Raw genomic sequence first — 21,079 nt, 5'->3', positions numbered from 1 at the left:
TCACTTTTTAACAAAAACCACTTTTCCCTGATCCAGTTTATACATTTGGTTTAAAAACGACCGGAAATTTTCATATTTCTCTGCCGGCCAGTGTCCTTTGTTCATAATTACCTTGCGTACATACACCAAACTGCTCTCATCAATTTTAACACTGATACTGTATGCACCGAATTCAGTATCAAGAGAAGTGTCGTTCATCGAAGATTCCAAAACAAAATCGTCGGGAATAGTATAAATAACAGAATCAATATCAGTGTATGCAAATTCCCTTTCAAAAGGAAATTTTCGGTCTCTTACTCTTTTAGGTGGTCTCGAAAACGAATTCAGAAGATTTGGTTTTAAAAACATCCTTGTTCCCGAAACGGTTGAATAAGAAGGCAAAAATAAATCCAATTCTTCTTCGACTACAGGTGAATTATGATTTTTTTCCTGAACCCTAAAAGAATTTAATTTCGGAGAATTGAAATCCATATTTTTCAAATACCATTTTTGTTGCTCCTCTTTACTTTCGCTCAGAATAAAATTCCGGTTACCATACTGCAAACCCGAAAACTCTGTTGACACCATGGCTTTCGCGTTTCCTTCGCTATCCAATTTTACTTCGGCTTTCCTGATTTGCAGATTTACATCTTTATCCAGCGACGGTGTTTTTACAAGCTTCCCTCCCTGTTCGGTAACTAAAAGTACGTATCTGTCGTTATTGCCGGTGCCGATATAACCAAAAGGATACTCCTGACTTGTGCATTCCAGCCAGGTTGTATCGCTTTCAAAAGGAACACAAACAATTACATGGTTTGCCTGCCCCATGGATGGAAAATCGGGAAACTTTATTTTTGAATCTCCATTTCCGATTACGGAATATATTGAATGAATACCAGCTATATTCAAAAGTGCAATCATGTAGTTCGATAGCGCTTTACAGTCTCCATAACCGACCTCGTCAACAACCAGGGCCGGGAAAGGTTGCCACCCCCCGATTCCTAACTGAATACTGATATAACGTGTCTTGTTTTGAAAGTATTCATAAATCAACCGGGCTTTTGCTTTGTCGTTTGTTGCATTCCTGATGAGTTCCAAAACTTCATTTTTTGTCTTCTCGGAAACCTCCTGTCTTCCTTCAATCAAATTCCATTTCCATTGTCCAAAACTATCCCAACTTTTAAACTCTCCGGAAGTATTTTCAAACTCAAATTTTTCGGGAGTACTCCATAGCACAGGAAATATTTCTGTAACTGAAGGAGAGTAAGGCTCCCTTTCCAGGGCTTTTTTGTTGATGACTCTCCAATGATACACAGTAGAATTTTCTTTTTCCTCCGACTCAGGTTCCTGTGGTAGATTAACCGGTTTAAAATTTATTTTCTGATGATCTTCTGAAATAATTGTAAACACCGATTTTTCAACGGAGACCTTATAAGTGGGAATGGGCATCCACCGGTTTATACTAACAATTCCGTCATACGCAATCTCATAATCGGAAACAATAGTATAAGGATAAGAATGATGTAAACCGTCAAAACTCAAATAACGGTCATCCTGAAAAAGTGTATAACTTCCAACCAAACTATTATCTGTAATATCATTTTTTTTTATTTTTCTTATCCGTTCTCCATGCGCGTCCAAAACTTCACCGGAAAAAGAAGTGACTTTGCTGTTTCTGTCGTACAGAACATACATTTCTGTTAGTCCTTCGGCGTGTTCGTTTAAAATAGTAATTACTTTATGTCGCTTCAATACAGCTTTTCCCGGGCTTATTAAATGATAAGAAATACTGTCGTAGCGAATTACAGCGTTGGCATTTTCCATCAAAGAATCTGAAATTAATGAAGCCCCGAACGAAACCTCATTCGCCTTACCAACAATAAAAGATAAAAAAAGCAGCAAAAAGGGAATAACTTTCATATTGGGTAAGATTAAATTTTCTTCAAAACAATTTGTTCATTTTGCTTATCCACAAGCAGCCTGAAAAACTCTTTAAGACTCTTGTATTGCTGGGGGAGAAATATTGAATTGGAGATAGTTAACGACTGGTTAAAAATAATTCTGTTTCCCATCTGTTGAATACTATAAAGGAATTTTCCTGCATTGTCGGGCAATCCCATCGTTATATTTTCAGGAATACTTTCAACCGTCCAATTTTCGGGCACAGTAAACGAAAATGTTAATTTGTTATTTAACGGATAAGCAAAATCTACCGGGTATTTTCGTTCTTCAAGCTTAAACGGATTCTCATCGAATTTCTCAAACAAGCACGGATTAAAGTACATCATGTCTCCGGCAACGGTAGTTTTATCGCTAACAGCTCCAATTATTTCTTCCTGAAGGTATTCCTCGTATTTATCCAAATTGGTTATCTCGTAATCTTCGACAAAAAATCCGGTATGGTCTTTTTCAAAATTCTCAATAATTTCATCTTTGTCCATATCCAGGCTCTGTCGCCGGTCGAAAGCAAGATATCCGTTGCGCCTGTTATTTAGTTTTACATCCAGTTCCCCATCTTCATTGATGGCAATTTCTCCAAAGGCGGTATGCGTCGAGTAACTTTTTGAACTCAAATCAAGCCACTCAAATTTTCCATCATCAAAAACCAAAAGACCTTTATCGTTTATGCACCTTTCAGGAATTAATCCAAAGGGGACTTCTTTTTCGGTGGCATCAAGCAAATAAGTTTCACTATCAATTTTTACTGCTGCTATGAGATAATTGAGTGACGATAACGAAGGGTGAAAGACAGGCAATTTTCCGGCATATCTCGTTTTAAGTAAAACCGGGTGCACTTCTATGCCGGCAGCGTCAAGAAGATTAATCAGCATCATATTAATATCACCACTGGTTCCCACTCCTTCTTTAAAAACCTGTTTCACGTTGCTGCAAAATTTGGTATATCCTTCATTCCATGTTGTTGAATTCTTCACGTACTCAAATATTTTTTTTGATTTCTCCCTATTTGATAGTCCATCCAACCCCAATTCTGCAACAATATCTTTGGCTGCTTTAACAGCATTTAGTTGTTTCCCAAAATCATCATCCTGCATCAGGCTTTTCCCAATTTCCTCCCAGGTAGTTGTATATGTTTTTACCGGTTGGTTCGGAAATCTTGTTGACTGTAATTCAAAAATAATAGCCGAGGTGTAATTTTCTATCGCATCAATATATGCTTCACTTTTAAAGGCAGGAATATCTTTTGATGCAAAAATTTCAGAATAGCAAATATAATCAACCTGGTCGTTGCTGTATTGATGAGATACGCCGCTAAAACCTCCGTTTGATTGCCTGGTAATAGTGTTAAAAATAATTTTATCGTTTTTCGATGCGCTTTCCTGGGCATATAAGGGGACATAACCTTTCATTTCTTTACTGTAATTAAAATATTCCGGAATAGTAGTCTCCAGGATACTCCATTTCGACGGAATTTCATATTGAAACCTCCACATCGGTAGATTCCACAAAAAATCGGATGCTAAAGAATATTCAACTTCAATCACAGAACCTTCTACAACGTTAGGCATCGTAAAACTTACATTACTCCAGTTCTCATCTTCCTCTTCTGTAAAAATATCTTTTTTATCCAGGTCGGTCTCTCTGACTTTCCCTTCTTCAAGATTATAAGTTACCGCCTTTATTTTAGTAACCTTTTCTTCTGCACGACTCGATGACGCTTCATAAACAGGTATTTTAAAACTTGCATAGTCATAAGCCGATTTTGTCAAAATTTTAATCGCACAATGCCTTGTAAATTTTATCTGGAAACCTATTGACTGTGTGTACTCAATGCGGGATTCACCAACATCAAAAAGGAAAAAAGCATGTGCAGAGGTGTCAATATTACAAGTTTTAATTTCCAATTCTTCTTTGCCAATTTTCCCAAATTTAAATTTAGGTAATTCCTGGGCAAACAAAACATTTCCGATCATCAAAAAAAACAATAAGATGATGTACTGAGGCTTAATTTTAAACATGATTTTTGGTTTTAATATGTTTGGTATTATGATTTTGCTATCGAAAATACTTATTAAAAACGTCATATCCGCACGAACAAAGATGTTTTATATCATCCCATAAAATATAAACCTGTCGAAAAGAAACACCTCTCAGTATCAATAAAAGAAATCATAACAAAATAAAAATCACACACATATATCAACATAAAAAGAACCTTCAACTTATTGCAATTTATTTTTCCTATTAAAAAAAAATAATTACATTTGCGCCGCAATTTGCGGACGTGGCGGAATTGGTAGACGCGCTAGACTTAGGATCTAGTGCCATACGGCGTGGGGGTTCGAGTCCCTTCGTCCGCACAAATAAAAAGCCGCCGACCTTCCTTTACAGGTAAGTGTTGGCGGTTATTTACATACAGGCATTTGAATTTAATTTTTATCAATTATGAACATCACCAGGGAAAATATCGACGATGTAAATGCGGTACTTAAAGTTGGGATTGAAAAAGCTGATTATGAAAAAGCTGTTAACGATACGTTAAAAGATTACCGTCAGAAAGCATCTGTTCCCGGATTCAGACCGGGGAAAGTTCCGGCAGGACTTATTAAAAAAAGATTTGGAACTGCGGTTCTTGTAGAAGAGGTAAACAAAGTCCTTTCGCAAAGTTTATCTAAATACCTGGTTGAAGAAAAACTGAACATTCTGGGAGAACCACTTCCAAACGAAGAACAGCAAAAAAGCATCAACTGGGATACAGATGAAGATTTTGAATTTGTCTTTGACATTGCTTTGGCACCGGAAGTTAAAGTTACGCTTGACAAAAGAAGTAAATACGACTACTACAAAATTGCTGTTTCAGAAGAAATGATCGACCAACAGGTTGACATGGTAGCATCGCAATTGGGACAAAATGTTCCGGTTGAAGAAGTAAAGGATAACAGTTCGGTACGCGGTGATTTTGTTCAGCTGGATGAAAACGGAGAGCCGGTTGAAGATGGAATCCAGCCCACAGGTGTTCTTTTGGGAGTTGACATGATTAAAGATGAAGAAATCAAAAATGCTTTTGTTGGCCGGAAAAAAGACGACACTTTGGTTTTCGACCCGGTAAAGGCTTTTGACAACCGCCACGAAGTGGGCCACATGTTAAACATAAAACACGAGGAAGCAGACGAACTAAACAGCGAATTCAAGTTTACCATCACCGAAATTCTTCAGTTTGAAAAAGCGGAAATAAACGAGGAGTTATTCAAAAAAGTGTACGGTGAAGAAACAGAAATTAATACCGTTGAAGATTTCAGAAATAAAATAAAAGAAGAAATAGCAGCCAATCTGGTTTATTCTTCTGATCAGAAATTTACAGTTGACACACGCGACACACTGCTTGAAAAAATAAAAGTTGAACTTCCCGAGACCTTTCTTAAACGCTGGTTGATTGCAGCGAACAAGGATAATAAAGACGTTACTGAGGAACAAATTGAAAACGAATTTGAATATTTTATCAAAGATTTGCAGTGGCAGTTAATTAAAGATTCGATAATCAAAGAAAACGAGTTAAAAGTTACACCTGAAGAGACACAGGATTTTGCCAAACAAATGGCGCGTGCACAGTACAGTCAGTATGGCATCCACGATGTTCCTGCAGAACAGCTGGAATCGTTTGCAAAGATGATAATGGAGAAACCTGAAGAAAGCGAACGCATTTACAAAAAACTTTATGAAGACAAAGTTATTGAGGTTGTAAAAGAAAAAGTCAATATTCAGGAAAAAGAAATTTCGCAGGAAGAATTTAATGAAATGATGAAATAAAGTTTGCTGAAACATTCAGCAAAAAACTTTTTTGTAACTTTGTAACCCGTTATTAAAACGAGTATTACAAAGTTATTTTTTTTATATTAGTTTTATTATCATGAAAGACCATAACGAATTTAAAAAATACGCAACAAAACATAAAGGGATAAGCAGTTTAACAATGGAAAGATATTCCTCAATGTACGGGAGTTATATTTCTCCGACAATTATTGAGGAACGTCAGTTAAACGTTGCATCCATGGATGTATTCTCAAGATTGATGATGGACAGGATTATCTTTTTGGGCGTACCGATTGACGATACTGTTGCCAATATTATTCAGGCTCAATTGCTATTTCTGGAGTCGACAGACCCGTCGAAAGACATTCAGATTTATTTTAACACCCCGGGAGGATCAGTACACGCCGGCCTTGGAATATACGATACCATGCAATATATAACGGCAGATGTAGCAACCATTTGTACAGGAATGGCAGCTTCGATGGGTGCTGTTTTATTAACAGCCGGAACAAAAGGCAAGCGTTCTGCGTTAAAACATTCAAGAATCATGATTCACCAGCCGATGGGAGGAGCACAAGGACAAGCTTCCGACATTGAAATTACGGCGCGTGAAATATTAAAAATTAAAAAAGAACTATACATGATTATTGCTGAACATTCCGGAAAATCGTATGAACAAGTTGAAAAGGATTCCGACAGGGATTATTGGATGACTTCGGAAGAAGCAGTAAAATACGGAATGATCGACGAAATTTTACTTCGAAATAATTAAAGATGGCAGGTAAAGATAAAATGGATAAGTGTTCCTTTTGCGGCCGCGAGAAAAGAGAGGTTAATCTTCTGATTGCGGGTATCGACGGACATATTTGTGACCGTTGTGCCGAACAAGCGCACTCCATTATTCAGGAAGAAATAAAAAAAGACAGTTCTTTTGACCTCGACGGGGCAAAATTACTGAAACCCAAAGAGATTAAAGAATTTCTCGACCAGTATGTAATAGGACAAGACCAGGCAAAAAAAATTCTTTCGGTTTCGGTTTATAACCATTACAAAAGGCTTACCCAACCTTTTGATGATGATGAAACGGAAATAGAAAAATCCAATATTATCCTTGTTGGAGAAACAGGCACAGGAAAAACATTACTGGCGAGAACCATTGCAAAAATGTTGCACGTGCCATTCACAATTGTGGATGCAACCGTACTGACAGAAGCGGGATATGTTGGCGAAGACATTGAAAGTTTACTGACACGGCTTTTACAGGCCGCTGATTATAATGTTGAGGCAGCTGAACGTGGAATTGTATTTGTTGACGAAATTGATAAAATAGCGCGTAAAAGTGATAACCCGTCGATAACCCGTGATGTTTCAGGAGAAGGCGTTCAGCAAGGGCTGTTAAAACTACTGGAAGGGTCAATTGTTAATGTTCCTCCCCAGGGCGGACGTAAACACCCGGAACAAAAATTAATACCGGTTGACACCAAAAATATATTGTTTATATGCGGCGGAGCGTTTGATGGTATTGAACGAAAAATCGCAAACCGTTTAAATACAAAAGTAATAGGCTATAGTGCTGCCAAGGAAACAGACAGAATTGAACGTGAAAATCTTTTACAGTATATTTCACCTCAGGATTTAAAATCATTTGGATTAATACCTGAAATTATTGGACGTTTACCGGTTTTGGTTCATCTGGATCCACTTGATGCGGAAGCTTTACGAAGAATTTTAACAGAGCCCAGAAACTCGGTTATAAAACAATACAAAAAATTATTCCAGATTGATGATATTAAACTCGAATTTGAGGAAGATGCTTTACATTTTATAGTTGAAAAAGCAGTTGAATTCAAACTGGGAGCCAGAGGATTGCGTTCGATTTGCGAAAGTATTATGAATGATGCGATGTTTGACTCTCCCTCGGAAAAGATAGATGTGCTTACAATCTCGAAAGAATATGCCGAGGAAAAATTACTCCGCTCAAGTCAACGCTTAAAAGCCGGATAGAAATATTTCAAATGATAATATAAAAAAGGAGTCAAAATTGACTCCTTTTTTGCTTAAAAACAAAACGGGATGAAAAATCACCCCGTCTTCAATTAGAAATCAACTTATAAATAAATCCGAACTTAAATCAATATTCCATCGCTCTTCGTTATTTCACCTGAGCAAAAAACCCGACCTATTCGATATATAAATTCGCTGCACCGTGACAAGAAGGACTTGTTTCAGAATCGGGAAAATAGCGACTTACAATCTCATACAAATCCGGATCGTATTTTTTCATGTCTTCCCGTGTATTTACCCAATTATGTTTTCCGTCAGGCTGTTTCACTTCGGCATTTACATTAAACCAGTTTTGTACTCCTTCAGCCCAATATTCCCAAATATTGGTTGCGGCGTATGTATTTTTGTATTTCCCCTGTGCTATAGCTGCATCGAGTTTTTCCTGCAACAAACCGTTAAAAGCGGAATCGATGGGCATGATTCCAACGCCATGAATGGTGTGGGAAAACTCGTGAATTAAAATATCCTCAGCGTAGTATTTATCAATCTGATAGCAAAGCAAATTTTCTTCTGCACACGTAGTTAAGGGCAAATGTACTGTTCCACCTAAGCCTCTCGCACGTACATCCCAGTTTAACATGGTATCGTTAACCAAATAAGCGTGTTCGGGAATATCAGTGGTTCCTTCATAACGTGCCATAATACCCACTCTTGTTTTCAGCTTAACCATTTGATTTAACACCGGTTCAGGAAGTCCGCCGGTCATAAAATCAACTATCGCGCAAGCCACTACAAATGCTGAATCAGGTACCCGGTTAGAACTCATTATATGAATCCCGTTCACCTTAGCATATTTTTTATAAAAAGGATCTAGATTCAATTCTTCAGGAGGTGCAGAAATTAGATATTCTCCATCGCTATTTTTATTTCTTTCAATTGGAGTACCGGCCAGCATTTCCAACGCGAAAAAGCTTCCCGCAAAAATTACCAAAAGAAAAGTTACTATTTTTTTAAAGACAGGTTTTTTCATTTTTTTATTGAATGTATTTTATTTCGGTACCGTATTCCAGTCAGGAGTTTTTTTGTTTAACAGATTTTGTATAAAAAAATCGCGGCGTTTTTGCTCGCCATATTCACCGCCCAAAGTGTGATTTACACCAGGAAGGACAACGAGTTCGAAATCCTTTTTTGCTTTAATCAGTGCATCGGCCACCTGCATGGTAGAAGCCGGGTCGACATTATCATCCACCTCTCCGACAATCAACAGAAGACGGCCTTGCAGGTTTTTTGCATTTACCACATTGGAACATTCTTCATACTGAGGACCAACAGGATAGCCCATCCATTGCTCATTCCACCACATTTTGTCCATTCGGTTGTCATGGCATCCACAGGAAGCAGCACCTGCTTTATAGAATTCAGGATAAAAAAGTAAACCCGCCAATGCATTTTGTCCGCCGGCTGATCCGCCAAAAATACCAACACGAGCAATATCCATGTATTTGTATTTCTTTGCCGCAGCTTTCATCCAAAGAATACGATCGGGAAAACCTGCGTCTTTCAGGTTCTTCCAGCAAACATCGTGAAAAGCTTTGGAACGGTTAGAGGTTCCCATTCCATCCATTTGAACAATGATAAATCCCAGTTCGGCCAGTCCCGAAAATGTATAACTAACAGGTCGGAAACTTTTCTGTACAAACGAACCTTGCGGTCCTGCGTAAATGTATTCGATAACCGGGTAAGACTTATTTTTGTCAAAATTTGTTGGACGATAAATATTTCCCCATATATCTGTTTTGCCATCGCGCCCTTTTGCGACAAAAGGCTCCGGTGCAATCCATCCCTTTTCTTTTAGGTCATCAATATCTGCTTTTTCCAGCTCTAAAACTACTTGGCCATCCTCAGCATTGCGCAAAACGGTTACAGGAGGAATTTCAACTGTTGAATAGGTATCCGTAAAATAATCGAAGTTTTTTGAAAAAGTGACATCATGCTCCATTTTCTCAGGAGTCAAATCCAGTAGTCCGCTGCCATCAAAATGAATCTTGTAACAATGTTTAAAATAGGGATCTTCATCGTCGTTTTTGCCAGAACCATAAAAATAAATTGTCTCGTTCTTTTTATCCACATGCAATACATCACGAACCACCCATTCTCCTTTGGTTATCTGTTTTTTTAGTTTGCCTGTATTCGAATCAAACAGATACAAATGATTCCAGCCATCTCGTTCCGAGGCCCAAATTATTTCATTGCTGTCCTCCAAATCGTAGCGATAGCGCTTGCCACTGTAATCGATAAACGTTTTGCTTGTTTCCTCAATGATAACTTGTGTTCTTCCTGTTTCTGCATCTACATTTACAACCTGATAAACCTGATGCCCCCGTTGGTTGTATTCAAAAGTAAACGCGGATCCTACTTTATTCCATTTCGGATTGGAAAGACTATACTGAAATTCAAAAGCTTTGCTATCTAGCGGAATTTGTTTTAAGTTTTCCACATCGAACAACGATGGATGTTTAATGGGGAGAGCATCGCCGGGTTTCAGATAATTTCGTTTGTGCAACTCAGGTTGAAGTTGTGAATCGGGTGCCGATTCTACAAAAAATATCTCGCGCGGCTCATTTTTCCGAACCTTATTAACAGCCAGTTTTTTAGAATCAGGAGACCAGAAAAAGTAGGATGAATAGTACTCGCCCGGCGAACCATCGTAACTTAACCGGTGTGTTTTCCCATCTTTGTCTTTTACATAAACATTGTAGTTTTTGATAAAAGCTGTCCAAACGCTATCCGGAGAAGGTACAGGATCGTTCCCCAGTTCATCAAAAGAACCTCCCCAGTATCCCCGACGTTTCTGTGGTTTTATAACTGAATCTTTTTGAAGCGTATAATCTCTTGTGTTAAATGTCCAGAAAGCATTATCATACGAAAATTGCAAGCTGTTTTTTCGGGTTCCCGGTTTTAAATCGCCCAGACGAAGAGACTGTTTTGTTTCTTTTTTATCAAGAAGTTTGTTAATTGCTTCAGCCAGCCGTTCAGTATCAAATGCCGATTTTTTGGTTTTCTTTTGAGCATCTGCAAAAGTATATTCCACACCGTTTCTGGTTTTGGTTACGTACCACAAAATTGGAGTAGAATCAATCCAGTTCACATTTGAAACCTGGTTATAAACAAGGTCCGACAGTTTCATCACCGAATCAGCGCGTGCATAGTCTTCCCTTGTTACCTGGGCCTGTGTTTCCAAGACAAAAAAAAGTACAAAACTTAAAATAATACGTGACATGAAACTATTCATTTTTTCTAGTTAAGATTTACTTTTAATGGCGAATCCTCTAACTGAATTTCATAAAGATTCCGTGCGTTTTTTGAATAAGATTCTGGTTTAGGCTCACTATCTCCAAAACTTTCTATTTTTAAATAGGCTTTGGGTGTAAAGTCATTTGCTTCTTTTAACTCGAAACTCACCTCGCCGTTATTTTGATTATAGGAAACCGACTTAAATTCTCCGGCTTCGAGCGTTAGCCATAATTTTAGCGGCGAAATAAAAACACGCGATTTTGCCGCTGTAGTCAGTTCCACATTAACAACACCATCATCTTCATTCAAGTTCCCGCCAAAAGCAAGCCAACCGAACTCCTCGTCATGCGTAATAAAAGTTGAAGAATTTACTGCATAACCGTAAAAACCTGGCCCGTAATCCCCCGAAATACCATCATTTTTTAAAGTTGAAGGAAACGAATGAAAAGCACAAGGAGCAAATCCATCCTCTGTTATATTCGAAAGTGTTCCTAAAACTCCTCCGTAGCCAACGCGGAGTAGATACAAATTATCGGGATTCTCCCGGTATTCCTTCAAAACCGGAATGGCATTTAGCCCTGACCCGTAATGGTGAATCTGTCGTTCCACACGCGAAAGTTTTCCTCCGTAAAGAAAATCCCAGTACCGGCGTGCATTCCCGTTGTATGCCCAGTGCGGAATAGTTGGCATGTAAGCCAAGATGGCTTTTAGTGTTGTTTCTGCCTTATCATCAAGACCAAAATAATCCGACCACATGTAAACTTCTTCCTGCCCGGTGGAATCCCAAGGCATTTCACTTCCAAAAGGATAATTAAGCGTTGCCCAATGATCTGCACGTTCTTTCATTTTCCCTTCCAGTTTGCGCGCATATTCCCATAATCCTTCAGTTTTTAAATCTTCCAGAATATGAATAAATATAGAGCCTTCCATTTGTCCAAACTGAGCATAATAAGGTGCCAGTTCTACCATGGCCATTGACGTTTGATATGCATTTAACAAATACCAATCCCAGTTTTTCTGTGTCACCAGACCTTCATAATTCCGGGATAACCTGTACATTACCCAATGCGCAGCAGCAACATGCGGATAATTGTATGAACGTCCTACCGACATGGCATGCTCTTTGTCCCAGGCTGCCCAGGTTCCAAAATTAACATCGTCATTGTACGTACCCGCCGGCATAGAGTCGGGCTCATAATAAAACATACTTTTCCTTACTCCGTATTTTAGCTTGCCTTCATTGTACTGAATTCCGCCCCACAGGGTTTGCTGAATAAAATTTTCCAGTTTGGCAACCTCCTCCTTATCGGGTTCCACAAACTGTTTCATAATGGCATTCAGCCAGGCTCCGGAACCACCCTCATCGCCAAGGCCACAAATCCATGCCCGGCTGTCTTGTGTAACCCTTTGTTTTGTTTCATAATCATATGTAATCACGGAAGGGGAACGGTCAAAAGGATCATTTTGCTTGTCAAACCACTGTTCTGTTGTGAGAAAATGACCGTTATCGGCAACCACCTGTTTTTCCGGTTTAATAACCTTATAATTTATTGTTTGTTGCAGTCCGTCAGCATAGATAACGGTTAATCTTGCTCTGCCCCACATCAAACCATTTATTGTATACTTTTGCCATCCATTTGGCGTGTTTTCTTTTTTAGTAATTTCCAGGGCGCCGTCCGGCTCAATCTGAATCTTCTTGACTTTTTTATCATACTTCAAAAACAAATCTGCGTTAACATCCTGCGGCAAAACATAGCCGGGAATACCGACGGCAACAGGTCGTTTATTTGCAGTTAATGTTTTCTCTATTTTCTGCACCGAATCGGCCAACAAAAATTTCACCCCGTAAGAATGGCTTTTACCTGGCTTTAAAATCAAAGAGGTGGGTTCGTTCCATGGTGTTGCATCTTTCCATTCAGTTTCAGCATATGCCTTTGAATGAATCATCCATTCGTGAAATCCTTCAAAAGTAATTCCGCGCCGGGTTGGATCATCGAGTAAGGGATTGTAGGCCTCAAAGGGTGAATCTCCGTAAGGAACCACCAGCAAAACCGGACCACTTCCTTTTAACCTGATAACCTGTAAATATCCGGCATCTTTCCCGATGTAAGGATCAAAGAATACATTTTCGGCATGCGCTTCGTCGAGCGACTTCCCGCTGAGGTTATTATTAAAAATCATTGGTATTCCCAACGCCCCGATTTCCAATGTTTTTTTTGAAATATTTTTGAATTCAAAACGGAGAACAATATTCCCGTCGTGATTTTCCCAGTAACGATTTATTTTTACAGGCGTATTTTCAGGGAAAAGCGGAGAAAGCTCAGAGCCTGCCAAAACATACTCATCACTTGATTCAATTTCCTTTACATCTTTTCTTGAAGCAGCCGATGAGTAACTGCTCCATTCTTTATCGCCGGCAGCTTTTAGCCTGAAATTAATATCACCCAAATGATAAAAACCAGCTTTTTTACGTTGTGGAAGGAAGCCTCCGGGTGTAAAATCGAAATCAGGCTCGGATGCCGGATGCAACCCCAAAACAGTTTGCGATGATTTTAACAACTCAATTTTAAATTCCGATGTAGAGAATTTTACCGATCCCATTTCCAGATTGAGTGAATCTGATGCCGGACTCTGCGGTGCCTTAATCAAAGCGGCAGACGGTGAAAAACTCCAGCTTAACATCCAACACAATAATATTACAACCGTATTTCTTGATTTCATTATCGTTTCTTTTTATTATTCCTGTTTAATTCCCAATGGTTTTGTTTCTTTCAATACTGCATGAATTTCATCTTCTGAAAAAGCTTTATCATAAAGCTGTACTCTTGACATATATCCCGTGAAATTTTCGGAGGGTTCTCCCGATGTTCCTATCAAAATTTCGTCAGCCTTTACAAACAAACTAATGGGTATTTGTGTATCTAATTTTCCATCTACGTAAACCGACTCCAACATACCGTCGAAGGTAACGAGAATATGGTGCCACTGTCCTTTTCCCGGAATATTTTTATAAGGAAGATCAACGGCTCCATCGCCGTGAGCCATAGCTCCGAAATTTCCTTTTCCATACATTAGCGCAGCATATGACGACTGTAACATATTTTTGCGTGTGTTCCAGGCTACCAAACATTCTCCAAGCCCGATTTCAGGATTGTAAACCCAGGTGCTTGCTGTAAACGAAGAATTCCAATCCAAACTTTTTGGAGCTTTTTTATCCAGTTTCAAAAAGCTCTTCCCATCAAAATAAAAGCCCTTTACTTTTTGAATTTCTTTAACTTCAGGATTTCCTTCTGATAAAAACTCTCCTTCCAAAGTCCCTGAATTTAATAAGTTACCATCCAGCTTCCCCTGTGGTAAAGCTTCTGCATTCAAATCAACCAACAACGAATTTGTACTTTCGGTGTTGCCTTCGTCCATCACTTCTTTGTTTTGAAAAGAAGGAATTTCAAAACGGTTGTTGTAAACTTTGATGTTCCAAATTGCAGGGAACATGCCTGATTTTTCGGTTCCGGTAACTGTTAATTTTACAAAGCGGCATTTTGCCTGATTATCGTCAATCATCGGTGAACCACTTCTTTTATTAGCGGTTTTATCGGCAAACAGTTTCCAGTTAGTCCCGTCAACTGAAACTTCAATTTTATATTGATAATAAAAAGTGGGATATTCAAACTGAGTAGCGATTCGTTCTATTTTTTTTGTTTTTCCCAAATCGATGGTTAAGGTTTGAGGCAATTTTGCCGATGCAGCTTTCCACATGGTGCCATTATTGTCGTCCACGGCATATTCCGGCAGGTATTCAAAATCGACAGGAGCATCTGTGTATCGTGTCGCCATCGATTTCAGATGATAATACGACGAGGCAGAAACGCTTGCCCCGGTGGCGAGGTCTCTGGCAGAAACGGAACTTTTTCCCATATAACCTATGCCTGAATGGGTAGGAGTAATTTTTTCAATGGTATGACTACCGGAAAAGTATAATTTATCGACACACACCTGACGGAATTCGCCTCCGGTACTGTGCGGATTGTCATGTCGGTGGTACAAAATATAATAATCATCACCTTCTTTCAAGATGGAATGGTGCCCTGGACCATCAATTGTACCATCCTCGTTGCTAACCAGTAAGGGATTGTTTTTGCCATATACAAATGGCCCTTCCGGACTGTTTGACCAGGCGTAATGAACGGAGTAGCTACCCAAGCGGCAATCACCTGCTGAATACATCAGAAAATAAGTGCTGTCACGCTTTATCATGTATGCAGCTTCAAAGGCTTCCGGAATTTGCTCTATAGGGATAAAACCTTCCTTTGTAATGGCAAAATTATCAGGATTAAATTTTGCCCAGCCCATCCCGCCAAAAGACGTACACCATGTTCCAAAATAGGAATACAAATCGCCGTTGTCGTCGTTGAAAAATTGTGCATCGAGGGCAGGCAGATGTTCTTTTGACGTTCCTACCGGAACAACAGCTTCACCATCGTGAATGGGTTTCCAAGGTCCCATTGGTGAGTCGGAAACATAACCATAGATATTACACCCAAACTGGCAGTTTCCCATAAAATAATAGTAATGTCCATCGCGCCCCTCAACAACATCGGGCGCCCAGCAATTGGTGAGTCCTTCCGGTAATTCAATGTCCATTTCATAGTTGTACCAGTTTACAAAATCTTTGCTAATCCAAACTTGCGGCTCACCGGAAGCCAGTTTAATACCATCGGTTGTTGCATAAAGATAATATGTATCACCAAATTTTTTAATGGTTGGATCGGCAAAATATCCGGGAAGTAATGGATTGCCCCTTTCCGGTGGAGTGTATTTTTTCTGTACACAAGACCAATTCAGTATAGCGGCCGCAAAAAATATTAAAAGTGTGGGCTTGATCTTTTTTAGTTCAGATATCACGGAATGCTTGGTCATTTTTTTGATTTTTATACTCAATCAACCTATCCTTTCACATTGTGTGTGAATTTTCTTGTAAAAATCTCAATAAGTCAGCAAATGACAAAACTACCAGATATCCGGCTAAATCAATACTGAAAATTTTATATAAAATTTTGAAGTTCTGCAGATTGTTAAGAACAATCTGCAGAACTTTATATTCCTATTCGTAACCCGGGTTTTGTACCAGATTAGGATTTGTATTTAATTCTTCTAAACCAATTGGAAAAAGCGCGGTGTATTCACCTTTTGGTGTGTGGTTATACCAACTTTTTGTTTGATAAACCCCAAAACGAATCATATCCGTACGCCGACGAAATTCGGCTGCAAATTCCCAACCAAGTTCATCTAAGAAACGACCATATTGAACCGGAGTTTGATCTCCCGGATCATCAATACTTCCATCCTCAGCCAGGGTTCCATACTGGATAGTAGTATTCCCTTCCAGTTCCGCCCCTGTAACAGCAGCTTCTGCAGGGTCGTCAAACGAACGTTCACGAATTTCGGTGACTAAAGTTGCAGCCTCGTCACTTTTCCCTGTGCGAAGCAAACATTCTGCTTTCATCATCAATACATCGGCATAACGAAAGTAAGGTAAGTCATTGCTCATGTAATACTGGCAACCTTCTTCTATTTCATATTTCCCAACGCGGAATCCTTCTTCAAACTCACACCCGTAAATACTGGGCATTTTATTAACAAGAGTCAGGACCACACTTCCGTCAATTGCACTGATTTGGTCTCCATGGAGCCATGTTGCATCAAAACGTTTGTCATCCGGATTGTAACTGTTTATAAATTGTGGATTAGCACTTGAGCCACCCCAGGGTTGTGCTGTCATATTAAAAACAAAACGATGATCAGGTAAAAGCATTTTCATGTGTGCATTCCATCCTGTTCCATAAATATTATCGAAAGGAATGGCAAAAACAATTTCTTTTGAATCTTCGTTATCGACTTTGAAAACGTCTTTATAATCTGATTCAAGAGTATAATTACCACTTCCAATAATTTTATTACACGCTTCTATACACTTTTCCCACTCAGCAGCCCCGTTATATACCTCAGCATTCAGATACATTCTGGCCAAGAGCTGGTAAGCACCCCATTGGGTTATACGTCCGTAAGTACTTTTATCAACCGTTTCTGTTAAATTGGGAATCACTTCCGTTAGTTCGTCTATGATAAAATTATACACTTCCGAACGGGTGCTTTGCTCTGGCACGTCATCGCTGTATGTTATTACCAAGGGAATATTTCCGTGTGTATCACAAAGAATAGAGTACCACAGTGCACGCAACGCTCTTAATTCAGAACTAAACGCCAAAACCTGTTCATCTGTTACAGGCAATGAGCCTTCTTCAAGTTGAAGCATAACCCTGTTTATATTATTAATTGCCTCGTAAGCAGTTAACCATGTATTTCGAGGTTGCCATTGTTCATTATCCCATGTATGAAAATGCATACGTTTATATGTACCTCCGTCGTCCCAGCCATTTGGTCTTGTTGGAGTGATAATCACATCGCCGGGTTCTTCCTGTACATCAAATAAACCTTGCCACCCCATAATATAACGTAAAGGTGTATAACCCGATGCCATAAGTGCAACCACATCTTCTTCTGTAGCAGTAAATGTTTCTTCAAGTACTTCGGAGTAAACTTCCTCGTCCAGATTAAAACAACTGCTCGTTATCAAAATCAAAATTAAACCAAGTATGGTAATCCCTGATTTTAAAGGTATTTTTATTTTTAAATATTGTGTTTTCATAATAGTACGATTAGAAAGTTACATTAACCCCAAATGTGAATGTTTTTGTCGTTGGGTACTTATCCCGGTCGTCATTACCCGGAGCTAATCCAGTTTGCTTAACTTCCGGATCGATTCCTTTATATCCCGTGATTGTTAACAAATTTAAACCTGATGTGTAAACCCGAAGATTTTTAATCACATTGTTATTTTTTAAATTCACGGTGTAACCCAAAGTAATATTATCAATTTTCCAGAAATCGCCATCTTCAACATAATAGCTCACATATCTTTGCTCATCAGCCAATACTGCTTTCCCGTAAACTTTATCATAACCTGAATTTAAGGTATTGTAAGTGATTGTAGGATTTTCATAAAACATGCGGGAAAAATTCAAAATCTGGTAGGAAAAAGCACCTCGCATATTTATTGTTAAATCAAAACCTTTATACCTAAAGGAGTTGTTCCAGCTTAAGTAATGTTTGGGCACTCCGTTTCCTAAAACCTGGCGGTCGTCGGTTGAAGATTCGGTGGCCGAAACCCTTGTACCATCGGGTTTCTCAATTATCCAAATCCCATCGTCGGTTATATCAACACTTCGTAAGCCGTAAAAATTACCAATAGGCTCTCCTACCTTTACAATGTGGGTTGTTGTTTGTATAGGTTCTCCTGTATATCCGTCGCCAGGATAGAAAAAATCATTCGTTGTCTGAAATTTTTCATTAGAAAGAGAAACCAGTTTATTTTTGTTTGTTGAATAAGTAAAGTTTGCATTCCATTCAAAATTGCTTGTACGCACAGGAACTATATTAATCAATGCCTCAAACCCTTTATTTTCAATTTCACCAACGTTTGCAGTAATTGTTCCATACAAATAAGGAGGAGTAGGAACGTCGTAATTGTACAAAGCATCTTTTGTTAATCGCCTGTAAAAGTCAAAAGAACCTCCAATACGTCCGTTAAGCAAGGCAAAGTCTAATCCCACATTAATTTCTTCTTTTTTCTCCCATCTTAAATCGGGGTTGTCGTTTCTAACCGGAACCAACTTACGCACCCAATCTCCATTATAATAAAAATAGTCGCTGTAGTCCAAACTACTTAATGAATTGTATGAGTCTAAAACATTTGTTCCTGTTATTCCAAAGCCGGCACGCAATTTCAAATTGTCAACCCAATCTACATTTTGCATAAAACCTTCTTCATTCATACGCCAACCTACTGATACCCCGGGGAAATAACCCCATTTGTTATCCTTCCCAAATTTTGATGATCCTTCTCTACGTACACTTGCCATAAAAAGATATTTATCGGCAAAAGTGTAACTCACACGTGAAAAAAGTGCAATTAACTTATTCGAATTCTTGTAACTCCCCATTCCAGCTTCTCCTTTCGGAAGACCATTCCCAATTTCGAGATTATTATATGTATAACCATCGGTAGGAAAATACTTGTTATTCGCCCAGAAACCTTCATTCATATTATCCTCGTAATTATATCCCACCATCGCAGAGAAATTATGTTCTCCGATGACTTTACGGTAGTTTCCTGTCAGCTCAGCATAATTGCCTACATAATTATCAGTCCCTCTCGAAGCATATCCTTCAGAGCCATATTTCGTTGTGGAAACATGTTTTTTGGTCTGATAAAATCCTCTGATATTTGAATTTCCTTTTCGGGTATACATTCCTTTAATATCAAACCCGCTAAATGGTTTGAAAGTTAAACTTGTTGTAAAACGAACATTCCGGTATCTGTTTTCCCCATCAGACTCCTTTATATATCCTACGGGGTTATCATAGAAATACACGTCTCTCTCATACCAGCTACCATCTTCATTTTTAATTGGTTCTGTAGGATTCCGGATAAGCGCCTGTCGATAAACATAGGTATTAAAACTATACCCGTCACCTCCGGTCCAGTATTTCTGTTCACTAACTATCGTTCCGATATTTGCGATCAGTTTCCCATCGAACATGGTATGATTTACATCAATTCTACCAGTATATTTTTGATTATCGGAACGGATAAAAGTTCCCTGATTATCTTTATAGTTAAGAGAGGCAGTCAAATTGGTATTTTTATTTCCTCCGCGGAATACAAGATTGTGAACATGGCTTATTGCGGTACGCGTAATCTCATCGAGCCAGTCAGTACTTGCTCCAAAGTCTTGCAGATTAGCCCCGGTAAAAGAATATCCTTCGTCCCATTTCTCCCTGAGTTGTTCTGCATTAAGGAAATCGAGGGTACGATTGATAGAGGCAACAGAAACGTATCCTGTATAGTCGATTGTAGGCTCCATATTATTCGCACTTGATTTTGTGGTAATAATAATCACCCCATTTGTTCCACGTGTTCCATAGATAGCGGAAGCTGAACCATCCTTTAAAACGTCAATTGATTCTATATCTTCGGGAGCAACTGATTCCAGGCTCCCGGGAACACCATCAACAAGCACCAAAGGATCTGAAGTTCCTAAAATGGAAGACTGTCCACGAAGCATAATCAGTGCTCCTTCCGTTGGATCGCCGGAAGGTGTTGTAATCGTTAACCCGGCCACTTTCCCCTGAACCAGCTGGGCTGCATCTTTAACTGCACCTTTTATAAAATCTTCGGATTTTACAGATGAAATGGAACTTGTTACGTCACCCTTTTTCATGCTACCATATCCAATTGCAACAACTTCTTCGATTCCTATCACATCAGGCATCATTGTAACACTGATATTTCTTTGGCTCCCTACAACAACTTCCTGTGTTGTCATTCCCACAAAAGAAAAAACCAATATGTCTCCCTCTTCAACAGCAGGGATGTTAAAAACTCCGTCGATATTCGTAACAGTACCCTTTGTTGTACCTTTAACCAAGACAGTTACACCAGGCAATGTTTGCCCATTCTCGTCGGCTACCGTACCAACGACAGCCCCCTGTTGACTTCCCATGAGGGAATTTTCGCCTTCCATTTCCCGGGGATATAGTAAAATATGACGATCTTTTACTACATATTTTACGCGATCTTCGTTAAAAAGGATCCCGAGAATTTCATCAATTGTCTTCTCATTTAATTCAACTGTGACTTTCCTGTCAACGTTGATATACTCAGAACTATATGCAAAACGAAACTCCGATTGTCGTTCAATTTCTTCCAAAACATCAACAACCTTTCGGTTTCGCATATCCAGCGTCAATTTTGTTGTTTGGCTGTACACGCTTGCTGAAACCTGCATCAACCCCATCAATAAGAACAAAAATGTCAATTTCATAAGCCGAAAACATTTGTTCCAAACGGAAGGCTCGCCCCTTCCTCTAATTCGGATTTTTTTCATAGTTTTACTTCTGATTAAGTTTACAC

Annotated in this window: 11 protein-coding genes and 1 tRNA gene; 4 read left to right on the top strand and 8 right to left on the bottom strand. The window is 38.9% G+C overall.

Annotation, left to right across the window (positions count from 1 at the left end; translation table 11 throughout):
* A complete protein-coding gene (locus GM418_RS14375; RefSeq protein WP_158867466.1) occupies window positions 1-1,899 on the bottom strand; it encodes a DUF3857 domain-containing protein in 1,899 nt (632 codons plus the stop codon).
* An 11-nt stretch (window positions 1,900-1,910) separates the two neighbouring features.
* A complete protein-coding gene (locus tag GM418_RS14370) occupies window positions 1,911-3,956 on the bottom strand; it encodes a DUF3857 domain-containing protein (RefSeq protein ID WP_158867464.1) in 2,046 nt (681 codons plus the stop codon).
* A gap of 260 nt (window positions 3,957-4,216) precedes the next feature.
* Between GM418_RS14370 and GM418_RS14365 the strand changes: the two genes are divergently transcribed.
* From GM418_RS14365 to clpX, 4 genes are all read left to right on the top strand, one after another.
* Window positions 4,217-4,298, top strand: a tRNA-Leu gene (locus GM418_RS14365).
* 85 nt (window positions 4,299-4,383) lie between these two features.
* The gene (gene tig, locus GM418_RS14360; RefSeq protein WP_158867462.1) at window positions 4,384-5,745 is read left to right on the top strand and encodes a trigger factor; all 1,362 of its coding nucleotides are present in this window, start codon (window positions 4,384-4,386) and stop codon (window positions 5,743-5,745) included.
* 100 nt (window positions 5,746-5,845) lie between these two features.
* Complete coding sequence (clpP, locus tag GM418_RS14355) at window positions 5,846-6,520, top strand: ATP-dependent Clp endopeptidase proteolytic subunit ClpP (RefSeq protein ID WP_158867460.1); 675 nt, start codon at window positions 5,846-5,848, stop codon at window positions 6,518-6,520.
* Window positions 6,521-6,522: 2 nt separating this feature from the next.
* A complete protein-coding gene (clpX, locus tag GM418_RS14350; protein WP_246222841.1) occupies window positions 6,523-7,752 on the top strand; it encodes an ATP-dependent Clp protease ATP-binding subunit ClpX in 1,230 nt (409 codons plus the stop codon).
* A 175-nt stretch (window positions 7,753-7,927) separates the two neighbouring features.
* Here the strand turns inward: clpX and GM418_RS14345 are convergent, their stop codons facing one another.
* From GM418_RS14345 to GM418_RS14320, 6 genes are all read right to left on the bottom strand, one after another.
* Entirely contained in the window at window positions 7,928-8,782 is an 855-nt protein-coding gene (locus tag GM418_RS14345) for a M90 metallopeptidase family protein (protein ID WP_246222840.1), read from the bottom strand.
* Window positions 8,783-8,800: 18 nt separating this feature from the next.
* Window positions 8,801-11,032, bottom strand: coding sequence for a S9 family peptidase (locus GM418_RS14340; RefSeq protein WP_158867458.1), 2,232 nt, complete (start codon window positions 11,030-11,032; stop codon window positions 8,801-8,803).
* A gap of 17 nt (window positions 11,033-11,049) precedes the next feature.
* The gene (locus GM418_RS14335; protein WP_158867456.1) at window positions 11,050-13,767 is read right to left on the bottom strand and encodes a DUF5695 domain-containing protein; all 2,718 of its coding nucleotides are present in this window, start codon (window positions 13,765-13,767) and stop codon (window positions 11,050-11,052) included.
* Window positions 13,768-13,782: 15 nt separating this feature from the next.
* Window positions 13,783-15,963 (bottom strand): family 43 glycosylhydrolase, encoded by a 2,181-nt coding sequence (locus GM418_RS14330; RefSeq protein WP_158867454.1) that lies wholly within the window; start codon window positions 15,961-15,963, stop codon window positions 13,783-13,785.
* A gap of 184 nt (window positions 15,964-16,147) precedes the next feature.
* Window positions 16,148-17,752 carry a RagB/SusD family nutrient uptake outer membrane protein gene (locus tag GM418_RS14325; protein WP_158867452.1) on the bottom strand — a complete coding sequence of 535 codons (1,605 nt, stop codon included), beginning with the start codon at window positions 17,750-17,752 and terminating at the stop codon, window positions 16,148-16,150.
* Between the two features lie 10 nt (window positions 17,753-17,762).
* Window positions 17,763-20,990: a SusC/RagA family TonB-linked outer membrane protein gene (locus tag GM418_RS14320; protein WP_158867450.1), complete on the bottom strand. Its 3,228-nt coding sequence runs from the start codon at window positions 20,988-20,990 to the stop codon at window positions 17,763-17,765.
* Between the last annotated feature and the right edge of the window lie 89 nt (window positions 20,991-21,079).

It is taken from the genome of Maribellus comscasis (assembly GCF_009762775.1).
Lineage (GTDB): Bacteria > Bacteroidota > Bacteroidia > Bacteroidales > Prolixibacteraceae > Draconibacterium > Draconibacterium comscasis.
Note: the sequence above shows the minus strand (reverse complement) of the source record. Positions and strands in the feature narration are given on the sequence as shown.